Source organism: Streptococcus sp. SG2 (assembly GCF_030439925.1).
Lineage (GTDB): Bacteria > Bacillota > Bacilli > Lactobacillales > Streptococcaceae > Streptococcus > Streptococcus gordonii.
In genome coordinates this window covers 113,163-137,871 of the sequence record NZ_JAQFJD010000002.1, presented here as the reverse complement: position 1 = coordinate 137,871, position 24,709 = coordinate 113,163, and the positions used below count along the sequence as shown (strand labels likewise).

The following is a 24,709-nucleotide window of genomic DNA, read 5'->3' as shown; positions in this document are numbered from 1 at the left end:
TTATTCCTCTCTAAAAACAGAGGCCACATAATTGTAGCCTCTGCTATTATTATTTAACATCAACTGCTACAGTTTCAAATAAATCATTCAATTGTTTTTCTGCATCCTTAGCAGCCTCCATTGGATCTTTACCATTTGTAATAATATCTTGGAACATTTGTTCAATGATATGTTGGTTTGTTAACATTCCAGCTTGAACACTTGGACCATTTTCATATCCAATAGCTGTACCTTTTTCTGCCGCTTTTGTAATAACTTCTTCTGCATGTTGGAATTTCTTACGGACGTCATTATCTTTATAGGCTGGATCATCGCTAATGCCTTTGATGGCAGGCAACATTCCGACAGGAGTTGAATCCAAGAAATGAATATAGTCTTTCTTTTCATACAAAGATTCTAAGAATGCTTTCGCTACTTCTGGATGTTTTGAATTCTTCCAAACTACCAATGGAATATTAGAAGTTTCAATACCATAATCTTTATCTGATTCTTTTACTTTTGGAATCGGATAAGCATCAATCGCATCAATTAATTGAGGGCTATTTGCTTGGATACCACCAATATGGAATCCTGAGTTAAAGTCAAAAGCTGTCTTTCCTTGATAGAACAAAGTAGCTTGTTGCAAGACATTAAAGTTCAGTGAATCTTTTGGAGAAAATTCCTTGTACATTTTCACCCAATATTTAATTCCATCTTGAGCCAATTTGCTTGTCAAGTTGGCTTTCATATCCTTTGTCAACAGACTTCCACCGCCACTTCGTACATAGAAATTCAAGAAGCGTGTCCCCATCAGATCATTTGTCCCAAAAGGAACAGACAATCCATAAACTCCATTTTCTTTTAATTTTTTAGAAGCTTCATACAACTGGTCCCATGTTTTTGGAACTTCAATATTATATTGTTTCAATAAATCAGTGCGAACCCACATGACTTGAGCATGGGAGTACAATGGAACAGAATAAAAATTGCCATCAACTTTTGCTTCATCTAGTGCTGTTTTTGTAAACTTATCTTCCCCGATTTTCTTAACAGTATCATTCAATGGAATCAAAGCATCTGAATTGACCATTTCCATAACTTGGTTTGGCAAAGCCGTGCTAATATCTGGAACATTGCCATTCGCTAAACCAGTTGTCCATTTTGTATAAAAGTCATTCCAAGAAAACGTTTCGATTTTAATTTTTGTTTTTGGATGTTTTTTCATAAATTCATCTGCTGATTTTTGGATGCTTTCTAGACGAGGACCCTGTGTAAAGGAGTGCCACATAGTAATCTCACCAGATAATTCTGTTGATGAGCCTTTGTCAGCTGTCTTTTCCGTCTTGCCAGAACAAGCAACCAAGGCAAGACCTGTCAGAGCAAGACCTGCAAGACATAACATTTTTTTAAATTTTTTCATTGTTATTTCCTTCCTTTATTACGAAATTGCAACTTTAAAAACGACTTTTTTTACAGGATCATCATTTACACGAACCTTAGGTTGATGGAGATCTTCTGGAAAAGTAATTAAACATTCTCCAGCTCTTAGATGCACTAATTGCTCTACTTTTCCTTTGTATAACGCAATATCTTTATTTTCATCGTATTCTTGGGTTACGCTTACGCTTTCTGGTGAAGTAACTGCCATTGCTTCCTCATTTTCTAAAACCAAGTGGATATCTAAATATTTTTGGTGTGTTTCAAAAAATGTGCCCGCTTCACCATCAGCTAAATAAGTAAAGCAATTCCCAAATATACTATCTCCATCAATCTCCAGCAAACCCTCTTGAAGATCATCTAAATCAGTTGATTTTAGAAAGGAAATTAACTTTTCAAAATGCGGATTCACACCTGTATAGGTTGCTAAACGATTGATTTTGGTAATAATCATCCTCCATCCTCCTCTTTTTTCGTTAAGTAAAATTATTCCTATTTTTTTACAGCAGCCACAAAGCGTTCTGTTATTTCTTTGGGACGAGTAATTGCCCCTCCAACCACAATACCACGAACACCTAAATCATGAATCACTTTAGCATCTGCGGGGTAATGAATCTTCCCTTCCGCAATGACATCCAAACCTGCATTACAAAGATTTTTGATAAGTTCGAAATCAGGCCCATCTACTTTAGGACTGTAAGAAGTATAACCCGATAAGGTTGTCCCTACAAAATCTACTCCCGCCTCTGCCGCGTCTACACCCTCTTCAAGAGTGCTAATATCTGCCATTAGCAACTGTTTAGGGTACTTTCTCTTGACTTCCTTAATAAATTCCTCAATCGTTAAACCATCAAAGCGATCCCTTTTAGTACAATCCATTGCAATCACTTCAATATCTAACTCCGCCAACTCATCCACTTCTTTCATTGTTGCAGTGATAAAAGGTTCTTGCGGTGGATAATCCCTCTTAATAATTCCGATAATAGGAAGAGAGGATATCTCTTTAATTTCCTTGATATCCCGAACACTATTTGCTCGAATACCAATTGCTCCCCCCTGCTCAGCAGCCTTAACTAAAAGCGGAATCACTCCCCCTTTTTCTGTATAAAGCGGTTCATGAGGTAAGGCTTGGCAAGATACGATGATGCCATCCCTAATTTGTTCAATTAATGCTTCTTTGGAAATTTGTGCCATAGACAATCTCCTTTTTCTTTTGATATTCCGTTTATTTTGTAATGTCATTATATACAATTATTAAAGCGCTTTCAATATTTTCTGGCATTTAGATTTTAGTTTCCTATTTTTGGCATTTCTCATAAAAGTCTGAAAGTAGTTTCAGACTTTAGTCCATTTCCATAAAATAAAAAACAAAGATTTTTTTACTTTCTTTTTCATTTTTCTCATCTTCCTGCGAATAGTTAAGTGTAAGCAAAATCGCTTAACAAACTGTAAAGGAGTAGCAAAATGTTTTTATTACCACTTTTCTGGCCTCTATTTTTCAAAATCTAAAAGATTGGAGATAATAATGAAAGAATTCAAAGAACTAAGCAAACAAGAGTTAGAGAAAACATGTGGCGGAGTTGCCATGCCTGTCTTATGGTTTTTTAGACGCCAAGCACCTTCAGGAAATCGACGGTCCTCTAGATTTTCACTTCTCATTCTCTAGACCATAGATGAGATAAAGCTCAACCGCTAGTCCTAAAGCTAGCTTCACTTCTACCAACTTAACAGTTGGTAACCTATATAATAAAGGAGAATATACAATGGAAAATATGACAACAATTGAAAACCACTACCTAGCCCTAACCGAAGATGAATTGATGAATGTAGAAGGGGGAGAATTCTTCACTGCTACTATTGCGGGTATTGCTGTATGGAAAATTGGAGTAGCAGCTCTATCTGGACTAAGCCTAGGTTATTTAATTAACCGTTAAAACCCTATACTTATATAAAAGGAGAATAACATGAGTAATTTCAATAGCTTTGATAAATATGAAACACTAACTGAGACAAGCTTGGCAGAAATCCAAGGTGGTGATTTAGGAGTTTTAGTCGGAATTTTCGCTGCCGCATACGTTATTGGTAGTGACTTAGCTAGACGAAAAAAATAGACCATTATGTTATCTAAAAAAGAAATAGTTATAACTGTTTTGTATCTTGTCTATATCATTTTTTATGTATTAAACGATATGCATGTTCTGAAAATTGGTAACCTTCCTAATCTATTAGTGCCAACTATTCTATTTTTATGCTTAAAATACGAAATCAGACGAAATAGCGAACATAAGAAAAAGCCTGTATCTTAGGCTTTTTCTTATCCTTCAGCAAACACACACTTCAGCACCTTTGCCTCTTTGACAACTCTACGCCTGAAAGATGGCTAGTAGACCACTCTTTGATTCCACCTAATCGCCATTCAGTTTATGTTTAGCACGGAGAAGGCAACTCATTAATCCCAACATAATGAGCTCCTAGTGAGGAGAGATACGATAGCCTAATAACATCAATAGAATCAAGAAATCGGTGTTCACTATTGCTCCTCCTAGACTAAATTTCAGTCCATCGCCACCTATCTCTACATTTTGCTGATCAATATACAAAAATCCCTCACTCATCCGAGCGAGGGATTTTTGTATGATCTTTACAGGAGTTTTTCACTCCTTCAGCCATGTACTTATTTACGACGTCCTGGACGTTCTTTGTAACCGTAGTAAGAATCTTCGATGATTTCTTGCATATGGTCAACCATTGGAAGACGTGGGTTAGCTGGAGAACATTGATCTTCATAAGCAAGGAAGGCTAATTCACGTGAATGTTTCTTCCATTCTTTTTCGTCGATTCCTTGAGCCTTGAAGTTCATTTGGATACCAACACGCTCACCAAGTTCGTAGACTGCTTTTGCGTAAGATTCTACACCTTCTTCTGGAGTAGAAGCTGGTAAGCCAAGCATACGAGCAATATCTTGGTATTTTTCATCAGCACGGTAGTAGTTGTATTTAGGCCATGTCGCTGTCTTAGCTGGACGTGTACCATTGTAGCGGATTACGTATGGAAGCAAGATAGCATTTGTACGACCGTGGATAGTGTGGAATTGCGCACCGATCTTATGAGCCATTGAGTGAGAAATACCCAAGAAAGCATTGGCGAAAGCCATACCAGCAATAGTTGAAGCATTATGCATCTTTTCACGTGAATGGAAATCTGCATTCTTCACAGAGCTTTCAAGATTTTCAAAAACAAGTTTGATTGCTTGAAGAGCAAGACCATCAGTGTAGTCGCTGGCCATTTGAGATACGTATGCTTCTGTTGCATGAGTCAATACGTCCATACCGGTATCCGCAGCAACAGATCCTGGAACTGTTAATACCAAAGCGGGGTCTACGATGGCTACAGTAGGAGTCAATGAGTAGTCAGCGATTGGGTATTTACGGTTGTTAGCCTTATCAGAGATAACGGCAAACGGTGTTACTTCAGATCCTGTACCAGATGTTGTAGGGATCGCAATAAACTTAGTCTTCTTACCAAGCAATGGGAACTTAAAGGCACGTTTACGAATATCCATGAATTTTTGAACAAGGTCACGGAAGTCAACTTCTGGTTGTTCATAGAAGAGCCACATTACTTTAGCTGCGTCCATTGGTGAACCACCACCAAGTGCGATGATTGTATCAGGTTTGAAGGCACGCATGATCTCTGTACCACGTTCAACTGTTGTGATATCTGGATCTGGTTCTACGTCTGCAAAAATTTGATAAACAACCTTATTACGACGAAGATCGAGTTGTTCGATGATGCGATCTAGGAAACCAAGCTCTACCATAGCATGGTCTGTAACGATCATGACACGCTCAACGTCACGACATTTTTGAAGGTATTGAATTGAGTCACGTTCAAAGTATGTTTTTGAAGGAAGTTTCATCCATTGCATGTTATTTCTCCGTCTTCCGACTTTTTTGATGTTCAAGAGGTTGATGGCGCTGACGTTATCTCCAACTGAGTTGTGTCCGTAAGAGCCACATCCAAGTGTCAATGATGGCAAGAAGGCATTATAAACGTCCCCGATACCACCGAAAGTAGAAGGTGAGTTACAGATAACACGAATAGCTTTAACTGCTTTACCAAATTCTTTAGTTAATTCCTCATCTGCAGTATGGATCGCTGCTGAGTGACCAAGACCATTAAATTCAACCATTTGCCGAGCCTTGTTAATTCCGTCTTCACGACTGTCAGATTTCAACACAGCAATAACTGGAGATAATTTTTCACGAGTCAATGGCTCTTTTTCGCCAACTTCTTTACATTCTGCAGCAAGGATATTGGTTCCTTCTGGTACAGAGAAGCCAGCTTGTTCAGCGATCCATGCTGCTGGTTTCCCAACGATGTCCGCATTCAATTTCGCACCCGCACAGTTTTTGCTGTTAGCTTTTACGCCGAAGCAGAACTCTTCAAGAAGGGCTTTTTCTTTTTTGTTAACAAAGTAAGTATGGTAAGATTTGAATTCTTCAACAAACTCATCGTAAATTTCTTTGTCAATGATAACAGCTTGCTCAGATGCACAGACCATACCATTGTCAAAGGACTTAGACATCACGATATCATGAGCTGCCTGACGGATATTCGCTGATTTTTCAACATAAGCTGGTACGTTTCCGGCACCTACCCCAAGGGCAGGTTTTCCACATGAATACGCAGCCTTCACCATTGCATTACCACCAGTTGCAAGGATTGTTGCTACTCCTTCATGGTTCATAAGAGCGCTAGTTGCTTCCATAGACGGTTGGGTAATCCATTGAATACAGTTTTCAGGCGCACCCGCTGCGATTGCTGCATCACGAACGATTTGAGCTGCATGTGCAGATGATTCTTGAGCAGATGGGTGAAAGGCAAAGACGATTGGATTACGAGTCTTCAATGAAATCAAAGACTTAAAGATTGCAGTTGAAGTTGGATTGGTTGTTGGAGTAATCCCACAGATAACACCAACTGGTTCAGCAATCAAAGTCAAACCTGTCACATCATCTTCTTCAATAACGCCAACTGTCTTTGTGTGACGCATGTTGTTTACAACGTGTTCACAGGCAAATAGATTTTTTGTCGCCTTATCTTCAAAAACTCCACGGCCAGTTTCTTCATAAGCATGAAGCGCCAATTCTCCATGGGCGTCAAGTGCTGCAACAGAAGCCTTAGCCACAATGTAGTCGATTTGTTCTTGGTCCAATTTGCGCATTTCTTCAAGAGCAACCAAGGCCTTTTGTACTAGCTCATCTACATGCTTTTCAGCTGCAAGTTTCTTTTCCTCAGGTGACACAGTTTTTTTATCAGCCATATTTTCCTCCATAGCTTTCAAGGAATTTATCCTTTGTTAATTTTTTCACAAGTTTATTATAACCCATTTACTTTCCTTTGTAAACACTTTCGCTTACATTTCACAAACTTTTTTATTATTGTTTGTGAAAATTTTATCAATATCTGTTTATAGCTGGGGACTTCGCTATTTCTTTGTGAATTTAATCTTTTATAATAATTTCATTTCACATAGATTTGTTTACATATTTTCACAGAAGCTTGTAAAAATAAGGTAAGCGCTTTCATATATTATATATAAAGAACCCGAAGCTCGGGTCTTTATATTCATCATTTAATTAGGGTTTAACAGGACCTTGATTAGCTTTATCAAGTGTAGTTTTAATTGTTTGAGCGTATAATTGACCACCTGCAGCAATGCTTTGTGCCTCAGTGCCAAAGTGAACGTAATCTGTTCCATACCAGATAGCAGGATTATCAATAGCTGCTTGATACCAATCTGCTACGTAGACATAATCATATTTCTTCGCCAATTCCAATTGGTACTGCCGAGTTTTTACTAGATCGCTATTTTCATCTCCAGCAACTCGTCCATCATACGGAGTCACTAAGATTAAACGGTGTCCTTTTGGAAGTTTTTCAACCAGTTTATTAAGCACTTCTTCGTAATTAGGAACTGTATTAGCGCCTAAAGCAAGGACTACATTTTGTAGAAGAACCTTGTTGCTAATATCTGTCTGGAAAACCTCTAGACCTGATTCCAGATTTCGGCTGACAGCCGCATCCAACTGCACACCAGGAATGGCCTCTTGTAACCAGTCATTAGCTCGCAGAGCAACAGAATCACCTATCAAGGTCGTTCCAGGCGCCACATTGTAATCAGTAGCTGTTGTTTGATCCGCTTGGCTACGAGTTAATTGCATCTTACTATCCGCTTGATTTAAGGCATTAATCATTAAGTCTTCCTCAAAAGCTCCAACTTTAGGGGAAGTAAAGATGATAAAGAAGCAGATGAGCCCCAAAGGGATCAGACTATAAAAAATCGGTCTCGCAATTGATTTTACATCGAGCTTAATACCAAACAAATCTGGCTTTCTACCAGCTAATACAGGTTCTAAAATATAGAAGGAGACTGCTGCAAAAGCAAAGGATAGAAGAGTAGTTAATACTACCGCTCCTGCATTCCCCATCAGCTGACTGAAAATAATGTAAAAAGGCCAATGGAAGAGATAAACACCGTAACTCGTATCAGCAATAAATGTGACCCAGATTGGCTCTTCCAGCTTAGGTGTCTTTTCATGGAGAACACGAGCACCCAAAATCATAGCCAAGGCAGCTATCGTTGCTAGGAGAAAGCCGACTAAATAAGTGAAGATATTATCAAAACGAAGCAGGAAGGTTAGAAGAATTAAGACGGCAAAACCACCACCAATAGTGGCTATCGTCTGCTTCATGCTCCAAGACTGTTCTAGTTTCTTAAAATTTGCCCCTACATTTTGAACACCAGAAACTGTAGCTAAAGCTGTCCCAGCAAAGAAGGGGAAGATATGTGTCCAGCTTGAAAAATAAAGTGAAGAAAAATTCTTAGTGAAAAAGCTACTTACAAACATAGACAGAAAACTAAATAAGAAAATCCCTGTCGAAATCAGAAAAATTATCCCTCGAAATTGGCCGAGGCTTCGACTTTTCTTAGCCAAGAACCAGACTGCCAATCCCCACAAAATATAATAATGCACCTCAAGTGCCAAACTCCAAGTATGTACAAATAAATGAGGTACAAACTGACTCTCGTAGCTACCGCCCGATAAAATTTCATAGAAATTTGTTACAAAACCTAGGGCACCCGCTATCTGCGTTCCAATACCAGCCACAAAATCTTTGCGAATGAAGAGGGTAAATGGCAGAGTGATCAAAATCATAAAGACCAGAGGCGGAAAAATCCTATAGAAACGTCGTCTTAGAAACCCTAAAATATCAATTTCTTGACGTTTTGCAAATTCATCAATCAGGAGTGAGGTGATCAAGAATCCAGAAAATGCGTAGAAAACGTCCACCCCAATAAAGCCTCCAGGAAACACTCCCTGGAAGAAATGATAGAGTAGAACGAGAAGCAATCCTGCTATCCTTACTAATGAAAACCATTTAATGCGCATTTTGATAAATTCCTTGTTTAAACTTTCCTTTGTAAACGACCTTTTGCTCGGTTGTTAGAGTGCCTTGGCCGTCCGCTTGGCCTTTACTAAACTCACCTTCGTACTTCCAACCGCTCTTAGAGGTAAATTTCCCCTTGCCATCAAAGATTCCATTTTTGAAATCTCCTTCGTACTTATCGCCATTTTTGAAAGTCAAAGTTCCTTGACCATCCATCTTTCCATGAACCAGACTGCCATCATACTTAATCGCTCCCTTATCAAGAGTAAGCACTCCTTTATCTGGAATATTAGAAGTAAAAACTAAAATCGCAGACAAAGCAATTAGTGTAACAGCAGCTATCTCAAAATTTGTTCTTGTCAAATAATGCTGGTAGCGATTATAAAATTCTTTTAATTTATCCATTTTTATCCATCCAAACGTTCCAGCCAGCGCTCACATCCCGCTTGAACCAACCGGTAAGTTTCATCAAAATCATTAGTATACCAAGGATCTGGTACACTTTTATCCATAAACTGATATATCTTATCCTGATATTTCCGAGGGGCCATCTCTTTTAAATCGGCCACATTGGAAGCATCCATACCAACGATATAATCAAAGAAGGCAAAGTCCTTTTCAGACATCTGCAGAGAAGTTTTTTCAACATCAAATATAATCGCATGCTCATTCAAAGCTGCTTGAGTCCCTTGGTGAATTGGATTTCCATGTTCCCAATTAGAAGTTGCCCGACTTTCAATATGAAATTTATCAGTCAAGCTTTTCATAACAAACTCAGCCATCGGACTCCGACAGATGTTACCCAAGCAAACAAATACAATTTTCTTCATAGAAATACCTCTTCTTAATTATATCAGAAAATGACATTAAATAGGTTGCTGACCTCCAAAAAAACTGGACGCTTTTCTGCCAATTTAGCATTTTTCTTCCTTCCAATAAGCAGGAAAAGACCACCTGATTGGGTGGTCTTTTAAGGAGATTATTATGAAAAAGAAAAGTTTTAGGAGTTCAAGCTAAGTATCCTTAACTTATGATTACAGTATACTCGAGCCAACTTAAAATTATCTTAAAGCAATTTTAAGTTTCTTTTTCTGGCAAATAAATATCCAACCTAGGCCACTTAGATTGCCATTTTTTCTTTTCCAAACGTTCTCTATAAAGTTTGATCCTTTCCTCATCCGCTAAAAAATGCGGCGTGGGTTTGACTTGAAAGTTAACAAGATCAGTCAAGCCATAAGCTGTGAATAACTCAAGATCATCATTTTTTAATAAATGTAAACCAAGAGCTGTACAGGTTTCTGGATATTTACTCATAGCGTCCTGTGAACTAGTATAAGGCTCAGTATTAGGACTGTGAATATGCATGTAAACTTGGTTCTTTATTTCCCATTGATAGAGTGGATGAGCTTCTCTTAAGCGCTTCTCAATTTGTAACGTCTCCTCATAAGAGACTGTCGGATCAAAGAATATCACATCTATATCTGTTTCAAAATCAAATTTTTCCCGACCTGACAAATGATTCCAGATGAAATTTCTAACACTTCCAGCTGCCAGCCAGCTATCCTGTAAATTCAACTCTCGAATAATCTTTACAATAGTCATTAAATGCTGATCATCATAGAAAAGGTCTAGAAGATTTTTCTCTTCTATCTCCATAAGCCTATTTCTCCATATATTCATAACCTAAATGTTCATAGGCTTTTCTAGTCGCAACACGACCAGTTCTCGTTCTCATGATAAAGCCCTTTTGAATCAAATAAGGCTCATACATATCTTCGACCGTTTCACGCTCTTCAGCAATATTTACGGACAAGGTACCTAGACCGACTGGACCACCACCATACATCTCAATCATCGTTCGCAGAATTTTTTGATCAACATAGTCCAGACCTTCATGATCTACATCTAACATGGAAAGAGCTTGATCTGTGATCGTCTCGTCAATCAAACCATTGCCCATAATCTGAGCATAATCTCGAACCCGCTTCAATAGACGGTTGGCAATTCGAGGGGTGCCACGACTACGCAAAGCTAGCTCCTTGGCTGCTTCATGAGTGATATCCATCTCAAAAATTTCTGCCGTTCGCTCAACAATCTCAGTTAAATCAGCTTCTTCATAGTACTCCATGTGCCCTGTGATACCAAAGCGAGCTCTCAGAGGATTGGACAACATTCCTGCACGTGTCGTCGCACCGATAAGTGTAAATGGTGGCAAATCAAGATGGACACTACGATTAGCATCCCCTGAACCAATCATGATATCGATGTAAAAATCTTCCATAGCACTGTAGAGGACTTCTTCTACTGCCATTGGCAGACGGTGTATTTCATCGATAAAAAGAACGTCACCAGGCTCTAAATCATTTAAAATAGCAACCAAATCTCCTGCTTTTTCAATAACTGGTCCCGAAGTCTGCTTGATATTCACACCCAGCTCATTGGCAATCACAAAAGCCATGGTCGTCTTCCCCAGTCCAGGAGGTCCAAACAAAAGCGCATGATCCAAAGCCTCATCTCTGAGTTTAGCTGCTTCAATAAAAATCTTCAACTGATTCTTGACCTTATCTTGGCCAATATACTCCTGCAGATATTGTGGTCGAAGCGTGCGCTCCACCATTTCTTCATCCATCATTTGTTCATTATCTAAAATTCTACTCATGTCACCATTATATCAAAATATCATAGTTTAGGACTATTTTAAATAAAAAGAGAGCGAGAAACCTTTTTAATGAAGGTTTTCCATCGCTCTCTTTCTTTTAAAACCAAAGATTAATTAACCTTTTTTGTACGATATAAGAAGACTGAAGCTGCAAGGAGTAGGAAGCCAACAAGAACAGAGAATGCTGAGGACTCAGCTGTTCCTGTCTTAGGCAATTCTTTCTTCACTTCTTTTTTAGGTTCTTCCTTCTTAGGATCTTCGTGCTTATCGCCTGATGGTTTTGGTTTTTCTTCAGATGATGTTGGAGGTGTTTTAGCAGCATACGTATTGGTAAAGGTTGGTCCATTACCAGTAACGGTCGCTACAAGTTTACCGTTCGTATCATAAGCAACTTCTACAGTCACTTTGTGAACTGTCTTATCATAAGTCACACCGGCTTCATTACCAGCTTTTTCAGTAATAGTGTATTCATACTTACCTGGTGAAGTGAAGCTTTGTGATTTAAAGGTTACCGAACCATCCGCTTTATTCTTAGCAGTATCCACTACGTTACCTTGATAAGTCAACTCAAATTCAAACTGACCATCTTTCAGCTCTTTACCAGTCAAGACCTTGTTTGCTTGAATAGTTGCAGTGGCTGGAGTTGGTTGTTGCGGATTTGGAGTTGGCGGTGGAGTTGGTGCAGTGTATTTATTCACAAATGCTGGTTTATTACCAGTAATTGTAGATACCAACTTACCTTGGCCATTGTCTGCAACCTCTACGGTTACTGTGTGGACTGTCGTATCGTAAGTAACATTCTCTTCATTGCCAGCTTTTTCAGCAACAGTGTAGGTATGTGTACCTGCTTCTGTATATGTGATTGATGGGAATACAACTTTTCCATCTGCAGCATTTGTTGCCGTGCCGATGACTTTGTCGCCTTCCTTCAATTCAAATTCATATTTACCTGCTTCTAATTCCTTTCCAACTAAAGTTTTTGTCGCTTCAATTGTAATGGTATCAGCAGCTGGAGCTGGTTTTGTATAAGTGTTAGTGAAAACTGGTTGTTCACTAGTGATAGTTGCTACCAATTGACCTTGGCCGTTATCCGCAACATCTACAATTACTTTGTGTGAAGTTTTGTCATAAGTCACACCGGCTTCATTACCAGCTTTTTCTGACATAGTGTAAGTATAAGTTCCTGCCTTAGTGTATTCAATTTCTGGGAAACTAATCGAACCATCTGCAGTATTCTTAGCTGTAGCAACTACTTTGTCGTTTTCTTTGAGCTCGAACTCATATTTGTCAGCTTCAAGGGCTTTACCGTTTAAAACTTTCTTAGCTTCAATTACTGTTTTTCCTGGTTTTGCAGCATAAGTATTGGTGAAGACTGGCTTTTCACTTGTAACAGTCGCTTCAAGCTGACCTTGGCCGTTATCCGCAACATCTACAGTTACTGTGTGTGAAGCTGTGTCATAAGTCACACCTGGTTCATTACCAGCTTTTTCTGACATAGTGTAAGTATAAGTTCCTGCCTCAGTGTATTCAATTTCTGGGAAACTAATCGAACCATCTGCAGTATTCTTAGCTGTACCAACTACTTTGTCGTTTTCTTTGAGCTCGAACTCATATTTGTCGGCCTCAAGTTCTTTACCATTCAGAACTTTCTTAGCTTCAATTACTTTTTTACCTGGTTTTGCAGCATAAGTATTGGTGAAGACTGGCTTCTCAGCTGGAACAGTTGCTTCAAGCTGACCGCGTCCATTGTCAACAACATCTACAGTTACTGTGTGTGAAGCTGTATCATAAGTCACACCTGGTTCATTACCAGCTTTTTCAGTAATTGTATATGTATGAGGACCTGCAGCAGTATACTCAATTGCTGGGAAAACTACTGAACCATCTGCTTTGTTTTTAGCTGTAGCAACGACTTTATCGTCTTCCTTGAGCTCGAACTCATACTTGTCAGCTTCAAGGGCTTTGCCTTTCAAAACTTTAATTGCTTCAATAGTTGCTGTAGTTGGTTTGGCAGAGTAGGAATTCACAAATACTTTGTTGTCGTATTTAACACTTGCGAACTTTTCTCCATAGACATCTGTTACTGTAACTTCAGCATTAATCGTCTTGTTATCATAAACATAGCCTGGTTCTTTCTCATCCACTTCTTTGATTTGGTATTTGAAAGTACCAGCTGTTGAAAATTTAATGGCCTTAAATTTAACTTGTCCGTCTTTGTTGTTTTTGGCAGTTTCAACTACTTTGCCATCTGGATCAATCAATTGGAAGATGAATTCATCACCTTTCAATGTTCCACCATTCAGTTGTTTTGTAACTTCAAATTCAACTTCAGAAGGGCGAGCACCTGATCCAATTCCTTCAGTAGTTGTCAGAGAGGCAAAGCCATCCACATCATAAACACCATCTGATGTTGTCACTTTCACATTGTTGAAAGCTTTCTTGGTAGTATTATCAACTGGAGCAGTCAAGCGAGTACGGTACAAAACATATAGACCTTGTGTACTCAAGTCACCATTTCCATTTGGAGTGATAGTGAAAGAGTTTGTACCTGTAACATTTACATGTGAAGCATCCAGTCTTGGACGAGCCTCAGCCTTATTCCACTCAGTAAAGTAATATCCAGTAATTTCACTTGCTAATACTTGTCCTTCAGGGATTGTATCCTCAATCTTAACTCCTGTAACAGGTTTTACGTAACGATTGATACGAATACGCCAGTTAACATAATTAGGATCATCAGCATCTTGGACACCCCACTTGGTATAACCAGTAGGATCATCATCTGGTACGATACGAGTCAATCTGTATGTTCCGGCACCAGGAATATCAATGCTGTATTCCTTATTTAACTCGACATCATCCGCCCAAACTACAGTGAATAAAGCAGTCAATTCACGATCTTCTGTCAGATTTTTGAAGTATTCTTCATTAGTAATGGTCACTGTAGCAGAATTAGTTGCAGCATTTGTCTGCAGTTCTGCGATTTTAGTAGCTCCATCCTTGGCGTAGATATCTGTCGTGATGTCACGCTCAACTTTAAACTCTTTTGGCACTTTATAAACCATAAAGTCCCCGTTCTTCAAAGTGGCAGAATCATCAAACTTGTAGGTCGGATTAAGATAAAACTTTCCTTCACCATACTTGGCACCATCAACCAACCGATTATTATTAATGGTTGGAGAGGTTGTCATCGTATAGTTGTTTGACGGTAATTCGTCCGCTTTAACTGTGTAACTTGTTTTTAGTAGAGGTATGAATACCGATACTATTAACAACAGCGTCATAAATGCATGAAAGAGCTTTCTATTCGTCTTTTTCACAACATTTCCTCCTTTATATTTGGGTACAATCCCTTACTTTATATTATATATTCTTCTATGAAGTTGTCAAGGATATTTCATCTAATTTTTATGCAATCTATACATTATAAACACGACAAATAGATTTTATACATAAAATCAAATATAATGTCATAAAACAACAGAAAAATCCGACATTTCTTCCTCTTTTTCTATATGCCTTACCTTCTAGCCCTATGCCTTTATCCTCCATAAAACAAAAACCCCAGCAGTCAGAATTAAGATCTAACTGATGGGGTTATCTAAGAGAATTTTTTATTTATCTAAATGCCACACTTCATCATTGTATTGTTGAATCGTGCGGTCAGCTGAGAAGAAACCAGCTTTAGCAATGTTTACAATAACTTTATCCAACCATGCGTCACGGTTTTCATAGTCAGCAAGCATTTGCTCTTTCACTTTGATGTAGTCTTCCAAGTCAAGGAGAGTCATGAACCAGTCTTTGTTGATCAACTCCTTGTATAGACGTTCCAAACGCTCTTTGTTCCCAACTGCAAGAACTGCATCACTTACGATGAAGTCAACCAACGGTTTGATAGCTTCACGAGCGTAAAATTCACTTGATTTGTAAGCAGATTTCGCATAAAGATCGATAACAGTTTCTGAATCTTCACCGAAGATGTAAATGTTTTCGTCGCCAACCAACTCAGCGATTTCCACGTTTGCACCATCCATAGTACCAAGAGTCAAGGCTCCGTTCAACATGAATTTCATGTTACCAGTACCTGAAGCTTCTTTGGAAGCAAGTGAGATTTGTTCTGAGATATCACACGCTGGGATAAGGAAGCTTGCTGCAGTAACATTGTAGTTTTCAACCATGACTACTTGCAAGTGTGGAGCTACTGCTGGGTCGTTTGCAATGACTTCTGACAAGCAAAGGATCAAGTGGATAATATCTTGCGCAATTGTGTAAGCAGGAGCTGCTTTACCACCAAAGAAGACAGTAATTGGACGAGCAGGAATGTTTCCAGCCTTGATGTCAAGGTATTTGTGAATCACATACAAAGCGTTCATTTGTTGGCGTTTGTACTCGTGAAGACGTTTGATTTGGATATCAAAGATAGAGTTTGTATTGATTTCCACACCTTGGTGCTCTTTCAAGTGACGAGCCAATTTACGTTTGTTGTGAGCCTTGATGCTTTCCAATTTTTCTTTGACAGCAGCCTTGTCTTCGTATGACAAGAGTTTTTCAAGCTCATCTGCTTCATGGTGCCAACCACGGCCAATAATCTCATCCAAGTAGTGAGACAGTCTTGGGTTGGCATGCATGAGCCAACGACGGAATGTGATACCGTTTGTTTTGTTATTGAATTTTTCTGGGTAGATGTCATAGAAAGCTTTCAACTCAGAGTTCTTCAAGATCTCAGTGTGGAGAGCCGCAACCCCGTTAACACTGTATCCATAATGGATATCCATATGAGCCATATGAACACGGTCATTTTCGTCAATGATTTGGACAGCAGGATCTTTGTAAACTTTCTTGACACGTTTGTCAAGTTCCTTGATAATCGGAACAAGATGAGGAACAACTTCTTCCAAGAATTCTAGTGGCCATTTCTCAAGAGCCTCTGCAAGAATAGTGTGGTTTGTATAAGCTGTCATTGACTTGACAATGTTTACAGCTTCGTCAAATTCCAACCCACGTTCTGTCAAGAGACGGATCAATTCAGGGATAACCATTGAAGGGTGAGTATCATTGATTTGTACAACTGCATAGTCCGCAAGGTCGTGCAAGTTGCTTCCTTTTTCGATTGCTTCATCAATGATCAATTGCGCACCATTTGAAACCATAAAGTATTGTTGGAAGATACGAAGAAGTTCACCTTGTTTGTCACTATCGTCTGGATAAAGGAAGAGAGTCAAGTTACGAGCAATATCTGTCTTGTCGAAATCAATTCCTTTTTCAATCAAGCTAGAGTCCACAGAATCTAGATCGAAGAGACGCAAACGGTTTTTCTTTTCTGTCTTATAACCTGGTACATCAATGTCATAGAGTGTAGAAGTTAAAGTAAAGTTTGCAAAAGGCACTTGGTAGCTACGAGTTGATTTTACCAACCAATTTTGGTCACTCAACCAGAAGTTAGGGATTGTTGTTTGCTCATTGTTTTTCAACACTTGTTGGAAGAGACCAAAGTGGTAGTTCAAACCTACACCGTCTCCATTTAAACCGAGAGTTGCGATTGAATCAAGGAAGCAGGCAGCCAAACGGCCTAAACCACCATTACCAAGAGATGGTTCTAATTCTACTTCTTCTACTTCAATCAAATCTTTACCTGCATCAGCCAATTCTTTTTTGACATCATCATAAAGGCCAAGGTTGATCAAGTTGTTTGACAAGAGTTTACCAATCAGGAACTCAGCAGAAATATAGTACAATTTCTTTTTTGAATCATTGACAGGTTTAGTTGCACTGTATTCTTTTGTATAGTTCAAAAGAGCTGTATAGAGTTCTTCATTGGTACAATCAGCAATGTTTTTTTGATACGCGTTTTGTACGTATTGCTGTAATTTAGACATTTTTTTCTCCTTTGGAATTCTGATTTACATTGTTTTTGGGTTTAAGTTTTGTATTAATTCGACGATAAATAGTTGTTAGAGAGAGTAACTCTGCCTCTACTTCTTTAGACAGTTCGTCTTCTGTCATACGCCATTGCCAGTTGCCACCAATAGTGGATGGCAAGTTCATTCTTGCAGAACCATCTAATTCCAGTAAATCTTGCATGGTTGCAATCGCCATATAGCTAACAGAAGCAAAGATCGTACGGAGCATTGCATGAGGAACTGTTTCATATTCTTTACGGTTGGTATAAACAGCTAAGTATTCCCGTGTTGGATCATCAATCTCATCTTTATACCAGCCAAGAACAGTATTATTATCATGAGTTCCTGTATACATCACTGAGTTATGAGGCGCCAAGTGTGGGCTATCGATGCTTTCATCATCTGGATTGAAGGCAAACTGCAAAATCTTCATTCCTGGGAAACCAGTTTTCTCACGCAACTCAATAACTTCATCAGTCATAAAGCCTAGGTCTTCAGCAATGATATTTAGTTCTCCCAAAGCTTCTTTAACAGCTTTAAAGAGAGCATAGCCAGGTCCTTTTACCCACTTACCAGTTGCAGCTGTTTCTGAATCCGCTGGGATTTCCCAATAAGATTCAAATCCGCGGAAATGGTCAATACGAACGATGTCATAAATCTTAAAGCTCTCGCGCAAGCGCTCAACCCACCAAGAATATCCATCTTTATCCATAGCTTTCCAGTCATAGATTGGGTTCCCCCAAAGCTGTCCTGTTTCTGAGAATTCATCAGGCGGACATCCTGCCACGCAAGTTGGTTTACCAACAGCGTCTGTTTTAAAGAAATGTGGTTGTGCCCAAACATCAGCACTGTCTGCTGCTACATAGATTGGCATATCTCCGACAATCTCAATATGATGCTTATTCGCATAATCTTTTAAAGCTAGCCATTGTTGGAAGAAGAAGTATTGAGTGACACGATGGTATTCCATCTGTTCGCTCAGGCGCTCACGGTAATCAGCCAAGGCCTCTGGCTTACGCAGGCGAATGTCTTCATCAGACCACTCTGTCCACGCCGCCAAATCAAAGTGCTCTTTGATTGCCATGTAGTCAACATACAGGTCTAACCAGTTGGCATTGTCTGCCACAAATTTTTTATAAGCCTTCAAATCAGAACTTTGAAGGAAATTTTTAACAGCTTTTTCCAATAGTGGACGACGTGCTTCGAATATCTTAGCATAGTCAACGGCCTTAGGGTCACTTCCAAAATCCACACCATCTAAATCACTTTCTTGAAGCAAACCTTCTTTTATAAGAAGATCTAAGTCAATAAAGTGAGTATTTCCTGCGAAAGCAGAAAAAGATTGGTAAGGAGAGTCTCCATAGCTAGTCGTGCCTAGTGGCAAAATCTGCCAATAGCGTTGCTTAGTTCTTACCAAGAAATCTACAAAATCATACGCACTTTTCCCAAAAGATCCAATTCCGTATTTCCCTGGCAAAGAAGAAATATGCATGAGAACACCACTTTGACGTTCTTTCATCTTGTCACCTCAATATTTTTCTTAGTTAAAATCTACGTTTTGTTCAACGAAAACGTTTGCGTAGTTCGATTATATCTGTTTTTAGTTTTCTATGCAACCATTTTATAAAAATTTTTTCAATTCTTCAAGCGAATCATCTAACTTTTCTTTTTTTCTTCTATAATATTGGCAAATAATTTGTCGAATAAAAAATATTTTTTTGATTTTTTAGAAAAATATCTTGCAAACGGTTACTTTTTGTGATATAATTTTTTCAGTTTAAGAAAACGTTTGCGTAAACTTAAATGTAAATTATTACTTTTTTTATTCTTAGGAGGAATAAACATGAAAAACAAAGCTCTTAAAAGTGCTGCTGTACTAGGTACTGTTGCTTTAGCTAGCCTTATCTTAGCAGCTTGTGGTAACAAGGCTTCTTCAACTAAATCATCTGAATCTGGTGATAAAAACGTTACTGTTTATGTTGAAGAGCAGTACAAGGCTTACATGGAGAAAGCTGCAGCAGCTTTTGAAAAAGAAACTGGTTCTAAAGTTACTATTAAAACTGGTGACCAAATGGGTGGATTGGACAACCTTTCACTCGACAACCAGTCTGGTAAAGCTCCAGACGTTTTGATGGCTCCATACGACCGCGTAGGAAGCCTCGGTACAGATGGACAATTAAACGAAGTAAAATTAAGCAAAGATAGTAAGACAGATAAAACTACTGAATCTCTAGTAACAACAGAAGGTAAAACATACGGAGCACCTGCTGTTATCGAAACTCTTGTAATGTACTACAACAAGGACTTGATTTCAAAAGCTCCAACTACTTTTGCTGAATTAGAAGAGCTTGCTAAAGACAGCAAATATGCATTTGCTGGTGAAGATGGTAAAACATCTGCCTTCCTTGCTGACTGGACAAACTTCTACTACGCTTACGGACTTCTAGCTGGTAACGGCGGTTATGTATTCGGTGACAATGGTAAAGATCCTAAAGATATCGGTCTTGCTAATGAAGGTGCAATTAAAGGTATCGAATACGCTAAAACTTGGTATGCAAAATGGCCTAAAGGAATGCAAGATACTGAAGGCGCTGGAAACTTGATCCAATCACAATTCCAAGAAGGTAAAACTGCTGCTATCATCGATGGACCATGGAAAGCATCTGCTTTGAAAGAAGCTAAAGTAAACTATGGTGTTTCAACTATCCCAACTCTTCCAAACGGAAAAGAATACGCTGCTTTCGGTGGTGGTAAAGCTTGGGTTATCCCAACTGGTGCTAAAAACCCAGAAGTTGCTCAAAAATTCGTTGACTTCTTGACTTCAACTGATCAACAAAAAGCATTTTACGATGCTACTAACGAAGTACCTGCTAACACAGAAGCTCGCGAGTACGCAGTAAGCAAGAAAGATGAACTGACAGACGCAGTTGTTAAACAGTTCCAATCAGCTCAACCAATGCCAAACATCTCTGAAATGAGTACAGTTTGGGATCCAGCTAAAACTATGTTGTTCGATGCTGTAAGTGGTAAAAAAGACGTTAAAACTGCTGCTGACGATGCAGTGAAATTAATCAAAGATACTATCGCTCAAAAATACGCTAACAAATAATAAAGAACTCTAGGGGTGGGAATTTTCCCTACCCCTTCTTTATTAAAAAAGCTATTAAAACAACTACGGGTTTCTTAAAAATTTTGAAAAAAGAGAAATATTTTCTAACATTTAGTTTTATATTCTCTGCTTTCAAAATTTTTAGCCCCTCTTTGAATCTTATTCAGGAGACAAATATGACTAGACAACAGAACCCAAGTAAAGCCTTGTTGCTGTCCCTGATTCCAGGACTTGGACAAATTTATAACAAACAGAAAGCCAAGGGGTTCATCTTCTTAGGTGTGACACTGGCCTTTCTAATCTATTTCTTTGCGATCGCTTCTGGTGAGCTAGGAAATCTTATCACACTTGGTGAAATGCGCGGACGCGACAACTCCCTCTTTATGTTGATCCGTGGTGCCTTCCACTTAATTATCGTACTGGTTTATTTCCTATTTTATGCCTTCAACTTAAAGGACGCTCACACAACAGCTAAACGCTGGAATAACGGTATTCCGGTTCATACTACTCTGAAAGAAATGATTCACAGCATCTATGAGAATGGTTTCCCATACTTGCTGATCATCCCTTCTTATGTAGCTATGACCTTTGCTATCATTTTCCCTGTATTGGTAACTCTTCTGATTGCTTTTACAAACTATGATTTCAAACATTTGCCACCAACTAAATTGCTTGACTGGGTTGGTTTGACAAACTTTAGCAATATTTGGAGTCTCAGCACTTTCCGTTCAGCCTTTGGTTCTGTCCTATCTTGGACCATCATCTGGGCTTTATGTGCTTCAACTTTACAAATTGTTATCGGTATTTTCACAGCTATTATTGCTAACCAGCCTTTTATCAAAGGAAAACGCATCTTCGGTGTTATCTTCCTACTTCCTTGGGCGGTACCAGCTTTCATTACAATCTTGACTTTCTCAAATATGTTTAATGATAGTATCGGTGCCATCAACACCCAAGTTATTCCTATGCTTAGCAAGGTATTGCCTTTCTTGAACAATACCCTCATCCCTTGGAAAACAGATCCTACTTGGACCAAGGTTGCCTTGATTATGATGCAAGGTTGGCTAGGATTCCCATACATCTACGTCTTAACTTTGGGAATTCTGCAATCCATTCCAAATGATTTGTATGAAGCAGCTTATATTGATGGAGCAAATGCTTGGCAAAAATTCCGCAACATTACGCTACCAATGATTTTAGCTGTTGCTGCGCCAACTCTTATCAGTCAGTATACCTTCAACTTCAATAACTTCTCTATCATCTACCTCTTTAATGCGGGTGGACCTGGTAGTGTCGGTGGAGGCGCTGGTTCAACAGATATCTTGATTTCTTGGATTTATCGTTTAACTACTGGTACTGCACCTCAGTACTCAATGGCCGCAGCCGTAACCTTGATTATCTCAATTATCGTTATCGGTATTTCAATGATTGCTTTCAAGAAACTACACGCATTTGACATGGAGGACGTCTAAGATGAATAATTCTGTAAAATTAAAACGTCACTTTAATCATTTTCTGACTTACCTGTATCTCGTAGTTCTGTCAGTAATCATTATTTATCCTCTATTAATTACGATTACATCAGCCTTTAAAACTGGTAACATTGTCGCCTTCAAACTTGATTTTAATATCGATTGGAGTTTTGACAACTTCAGCAGGCTCTTCTCTGAAACACTCTACGGAACCTGGTACCTCAATACGGTCATCATTGCCGTCTTGACAATGATTGTGCAAACCAGTATAGTAGTTTTAGCTGGTTACGCATACAGCCGCTATAACTTCATCGCCCGCAAGCAAAGTTTGGTCTTCTTCTTGATTATCCAGATGGTACCAACCATTGCTGCCCTCACCGCCTTCTTCGTCATGGCTTTGATGTTGAATGCTTTGAACCAAAACTGGTTCCTCATCTTCCTTTATGTTGGTGGAGGAATTCCAATGAATGCTTGGCTGATGAAAGGTTACTTTGATACCGTTCCAATCTCTCTTGATGAGTCAGCTAAACTAGATGGTGCCGGTCATTTCCGACGCTTCTGGCAAATCGTCCTTCCTCTGGTTCGTCCAATGGTTGCTGTACAAGCACTTTGGGCATTCATGGGACCATTTGGAGACTATATCTTATCTAGTTTCCTCCTTCGGGATAAAGAATTCTTTACAGTTGCAGTCGGTCTGAGAACATTTGTCAGCGATGTTAAAAATATGAAAATCGCCTTCTTTGCCGCAGGAGCTATCTTAACAGCTCTTCCAATCTGTATCTTATTCTTCTTCCTACAAAAGAACTTTGTATCTGGTTTAACAAGCGGTGGTGACAAGGGATAATCTTGTCCCACCCTGTTTTTTGTCGGACGACTATAAAAATTAGAAAGAGCTACTATGTACCCCTACCCTTTTAATTATTTTTCAAGTATTTTTCAATTTAAAAAAGCTTTTGCCAACCGCAAGCTTTTGTCTTGGTTCCAACTGATTTTTACTAGTCTTTTCTTAATTTCTTTGACCTTGATTCCTATGGCATTGCAGACAGCTGCCAAAGAGAGCTATCCATTAGATACCTTTATCGATCAAGTTTTTCAGCCTTTAGATGAGTCTGCTATGAAAGAGCTTAGCAATCATGTTCAGATCAAAGACGGCCAACTAACTTATGATAGTCATTTTGGTGTACAAAAAAATAAAGACGGCCAGGTTATTATCGGACATCACAAGGATACCAAACCAGGGGACAAGTTAACGCTTTATTTTGACAAGGATCATCTCCTGATCAGTAAAAGCAAGAAAGAATTGGCTGCCATTCGTTACCAGGCTATCAATCAGGAAGCTTTAAAGGATAAGAAAAGCTTGAGCGAGGCCATCTCCAAAGATTGGTTCCAACAAAACCGTTTGATTATAAGTCTCTTTTTACTCTTGGTATCCGGCCTGCTCTTAACCTTTAACTTCTTCATTGTGACCTTTGGAGCCAGTCTCTTCCTTTATCTGACTAAAAAATCTAAACTCTTTTCATTTAAAAAGTTCAAGGAATGTTATCATTTCACTCTAAACTGTCTTGGGCTTCCGACTCTCATTGCTGTCTTCTTTGGCATATTAGGTCAGCCTTTGACAACCATGATTATGATTCAAAATATTCTCTTTGTATTATTCCTTGTTATCACCTTTTATCGTACGCATTTCCGTGATGAAAATTAGGAGGTCATCATGCCTGTTACTATTAAAGATGTTGCCAAACTAGCTGAGGTTTCGCCCTCAACTGTAACCCGTGTTATCCAGAACAAGTCTACGATTAGTGATGAGACAAAAAAACGGGTTCGCAAGGCTATGAAAGAACTGAATTACCATCCAAATCTAAATGCCCGCAGTCTGGTCAGCAGTTATACTCAGGTCATCGGCCTCGTCTTACCAGATGATTCAGATGCTTTCTATCAAAATCCATTTTTTCCATCTGTTCTGAGAGGGATCTCACAAGTAGCTTCTCAGCACCAATACGCTATTCAGATTGCTACCGGTAAAGATGAGAAAGAACGGATGACAGCCATTTCTCAAATGGTACACGGCCGTCGGGTGGATGGACTTATTTTCCTTTACGCCGAAGAAAACGATCCTCTGGTTCGGATGGCCTACGAAGAGCAATTCCCCTTCCTTATCCTAGGAAAATCTCTTTCTCCTTTTATTCCTTTGGTCGACAATGATAATATCCAAGCGGGGTTCGATGCAACTGAATATTTCATAAAAAAAGGTTGCCGCCATATTGCTTTTATCGGAGGAACTAAAAAGCTCTTTGTAACCCAAGACCGTTATACCGGCTACGAAAATGCCTTAAAAGAGCATCAGCTGGAATTAGATCCTCAGAGCACTGCCTTTGTCACAGAATTTTTGGAAGAAAAAGGTTACCAGTTTACCAAGCGTTTGCTAGCAAAAAATCCAAATATTGATGCCATCATCACTACAGATAGCTTACTGGCATCTGGTGTTTGTGATTTTCTCTCTTCACAAAACTTAACTATCCCAGTCCTTTCTTTTGATTCGGTGGAGCCAAAGTTAGACTTGGCTGCCTATGTTGATATTAATACCCTAGAACTGGGTAGAGTGTCCTTCCAAACCATCCTACAGATCATCAATGATACCAAGGAAAATCGGAAAATCTGTTATCGTCAGCTGATTTCTCATAAAATTATCGAACGGTAA

Annotated in this window: 19 protein-coding genes; 7 read left to right on the top strand and 12 right to left on the bottom strand. The window is 38.9% G+C overall.

What is annotated here, in order from left to right:
* Positions 1-49 precede the first annotated feature (49 nt).
* The 3 genes from PCY09_RS04540 to PCY09_RS04530 are packed head-to-tail and all read right to left on the bottom strand — an operon-like array spanning position 50 to position 2,610.
* Positions 50-1,399: an ABC transporter substrate-binding protein gene (locus tag PCY09_RS04540; RefSeq protein WP_045634489.1), complete on the bottom strand. Its 1,350-nt coding sequence runs from the start codon at positions 1,397-1,399 to the stop codon at positions 50-52.
* 18 nt (positions 1,400-1,417) lie between these two features.
* Positions 1,418-1,870 (bottom strand): YhcH/YjgK/YiaL family protein, encoded by a 453-nt coding sequence (locus PCY09_RS04535; RefSeq protein WP_061600699.1) that lies wholly within the window; start codon positions 1,868-1,870, stop codon positions 1,418-1,420.
* A 38-nt stretch (positions 1,871-1,908) separates the two neighbouring features.
* The gene (locus tag PCY09_RS04530; protein ID WP_045634491.1) at positions 1,909-2,610 is read right to left on the bottom strand and encodes an N-acetylmannosamine-6-phosphate 2-epimerase; all 702 of its coding nucleotides are present in this window, start codon (positions 2,608-2,610) and stop codon (positions 1,909-1,911) included.
* Positions 2,611-3,179: 569 nt separating this feature from the next.
* On the opposite strand from PCY09_RS04530, the gene PCY09_RS04525 reads away from it, so the two are divergent.
* A complete protein-coding gene (locus PCY09_RS04525) occupies positions 3,180-3,350 on the top strand; it encodes a hypothetical protein (protein WP_008808145.1) in 171 nt (56 codons plus the stop codon).
* 30 nt (positions 3,351-3,380) lie between these two features.
* A complete protein-coding gene (locus PCY09_RS04520; RefSeq protein ID WP_048809665.1) occupies positions 3,381-3,527 on the top strand; it encodes a hypothetical protein in 147 nt (48 codons plus the stop codon).
* A 563-nt stretch (positions 3,528-4,090) separates the two neighbouring features.
* Here PCY09_RS04520 and adhE read toward each other — a convergent pair.
* The 9 genes from adhE to malQ form a co-directional block, all read right to left on the bottom strand.
* The gene (gene adhE / locus PCY09_RS04515) at positions 4,091-6,742 is read right to left on the bottom strand and encodes a bifunctional acetaldehyde-CoA/alcohol dehydrogenase (protein ID WP_045634577.1); all 2,652 of its coding nucleotides are present in this window, start codon (positions 6,740-6,742) and stop codon (positions 4,091-4,093) included.
* A gap of 316 nt (positions 6,743-7,058) precedes the next feature.
* Positions 7,059-8,873, bottom strand: coding sequence for an acyltransferase family protein (locus PCY09_RS04510; RefSeq protein ID WP_045634492.1), 1,815 nt, complete (start codon positions 8,871-8,873; stop codon positions 7,059-7,061).
* Positions 8,863-9,276 carry a hypothetical protein gene (locus PCY09_RS04505; RefSeq protein ID WP_008808141.1) on the bottom strand — a complete coding sequence of 138 codons (414 nt, stop codon included), beginning with the start codon at positions 9,274-9,276 and terminating at the stop codon, positions 8,863-8,865. The genes PCY09_RS04510 and PCY09_RS04505 overlap by 11 nt, the downstream gene beginning before the upstream one ends.
* A 2-nt stretch (positions 9,277-9,278) precedes the next feature.
* On the bottom strand, positions 9,279-9,701 hold the full coding sequence (locus PCY09_RS04500) for a low molecular weight protein-tyrosine-phosphatase (RefSeq protein WP_011999658.1): 423 nt from the start codon (positions 9,699-9,701) through the stop codon (positions 9,279-9,281).
* 247 nt (positions 9,702-9,948) lie between these two features.
* Positions 9,949-10,527: a nucleotidyltransferase family protein gene (locus PCY09_RS04495; RefSeq protein ID WP_125396771.1), complete on the bottom strand. Its 579-nt coding sequence runs from the start codon at positions 10,525-10,527 to the stop codon at positions 9,949-9,951.
* Between the two features lie 4 nt (positions 10,528-10,531).
* Positions 10,532-11,530, bottom strand: coding sequence for a Holliday junction branch migration DNA helicase RuvB (gene ruvB / locus PCY09_RS04490; protein ID WP_008808138.1), 999 nt, complete (start codon positions 11,528-11,530; stop codon positions 10,532-10,534).
* 110 nt (positions 11,531-11,640) lie between these two features.
* Positions 11,641-14,850: an SGO_0107 family LPXTG-anchored pilin-like protein gene (locus tag PCY09_RS04485; RefSeq protein ID WP_185760606.1), complete on the bottom strand. Its 3,210-nt coding sequence runs from the start codon at positions 14,848-14,850 to the stop codon at positions 11,641-11,643.
* A gap of 294 nt (positions 14,851-15,144) precedes the next feature.
* Positions 15,145-17,406 (bottom strand): glycogen/starch/alpha-glucan family phosphorylase, encoded by a 2,262-nt coding sequence (glgP, locus tag PCY09_RS04480; RefSeq protein ID WP_045634495.1) that lies wholly within the window; start codon positions 17,404-17,406, stop codon positions 15,145-15,147.
* On the bottom strand, positions 17,399-18,949 hold the full coding sequence (gene malQ / locus PCY09_RS04475) for a 4-alpha-glucanotransferase (RefSeq protein WP_008808135.1): 1,551 nt from the start codon (positions 18,947-18,949) through the stop codon (positions 17,399-17,401). Before malQ ends, glgP begins: the two co-directional genes overlap by 8 nt.
* Positions 18,950-19,273: 324 nt before the next feature.
* Between malQ and PCY09_RS04470 the strand changes: the two genes are divergently transcribed.
* The 5 genes from PCY09_RS04470 to PCY09_RS04450 all read left to right on the top strand — a co-directional run bounded on the left by PCY09_RS04470 (position 19,274) and on the right by PCY09_RS04450 (position 24,709).
* Positions 19,274-20,539 carry an extracellular solute-binding protein gene (locus tag PCY09_RS04470; protein ID WP_011999653.1) on the top strand — a complete coding sequence of 422 codons (1,266 nt, stop codon included), beginning with the start codon at positions 19,274-19,276 and terminating at the stop codon, positions 20,537-20,539.
* 176 nt (positions 20,540-20,715) lie between these two features.
* The gene (locus PCY09_RS04465) at positions 20,716-22,011 is read left to right on the top strand and encodes a sugar ABC transporter permease (RefSeq protein WP_105026350.1); all 1,296 of its coding nucleotides are present in this window, start codon (positions 20,716-20,718) and stop codon (positions 22,009-22,011) included.
* A 1-nt stretch (position 22,012) separates the two neighbouring features.
* Positions 22,013-22,855, top strand: a complete 843-nt coding sequence (locus tag PCY09_RS04460; protein ID WP_011999651.1) for a sugar ABC transporter permease — start codon at positions 22,013-22,015, stop codon at positions 22,853-22,855.
* 54 nt (positions 22,856-22,909) lie between these two features.
* A complete protein-coding gene (locus PCY09_RS04455; RefSeq protein WP_125396770.1) occupies positions 22,910-23,713 on the top strand; it encodes a DUF1189 family protein in 804 nt (267 codons plus the stop codon).
* A gap of 9 nt (positions 23,714-23,722) precedes the next feature.
* Positions 23,723-24,709: a LacI family DNA-binding transcriptional regulator gene (locus PCY09_RS04450; RefSeq protein ID WP_061582617.1), complete on the top strand. Its 987-nt coding sequence runs from the start codon at positions 23,723-23,725 to the stop codon at positions 24,707-24,709.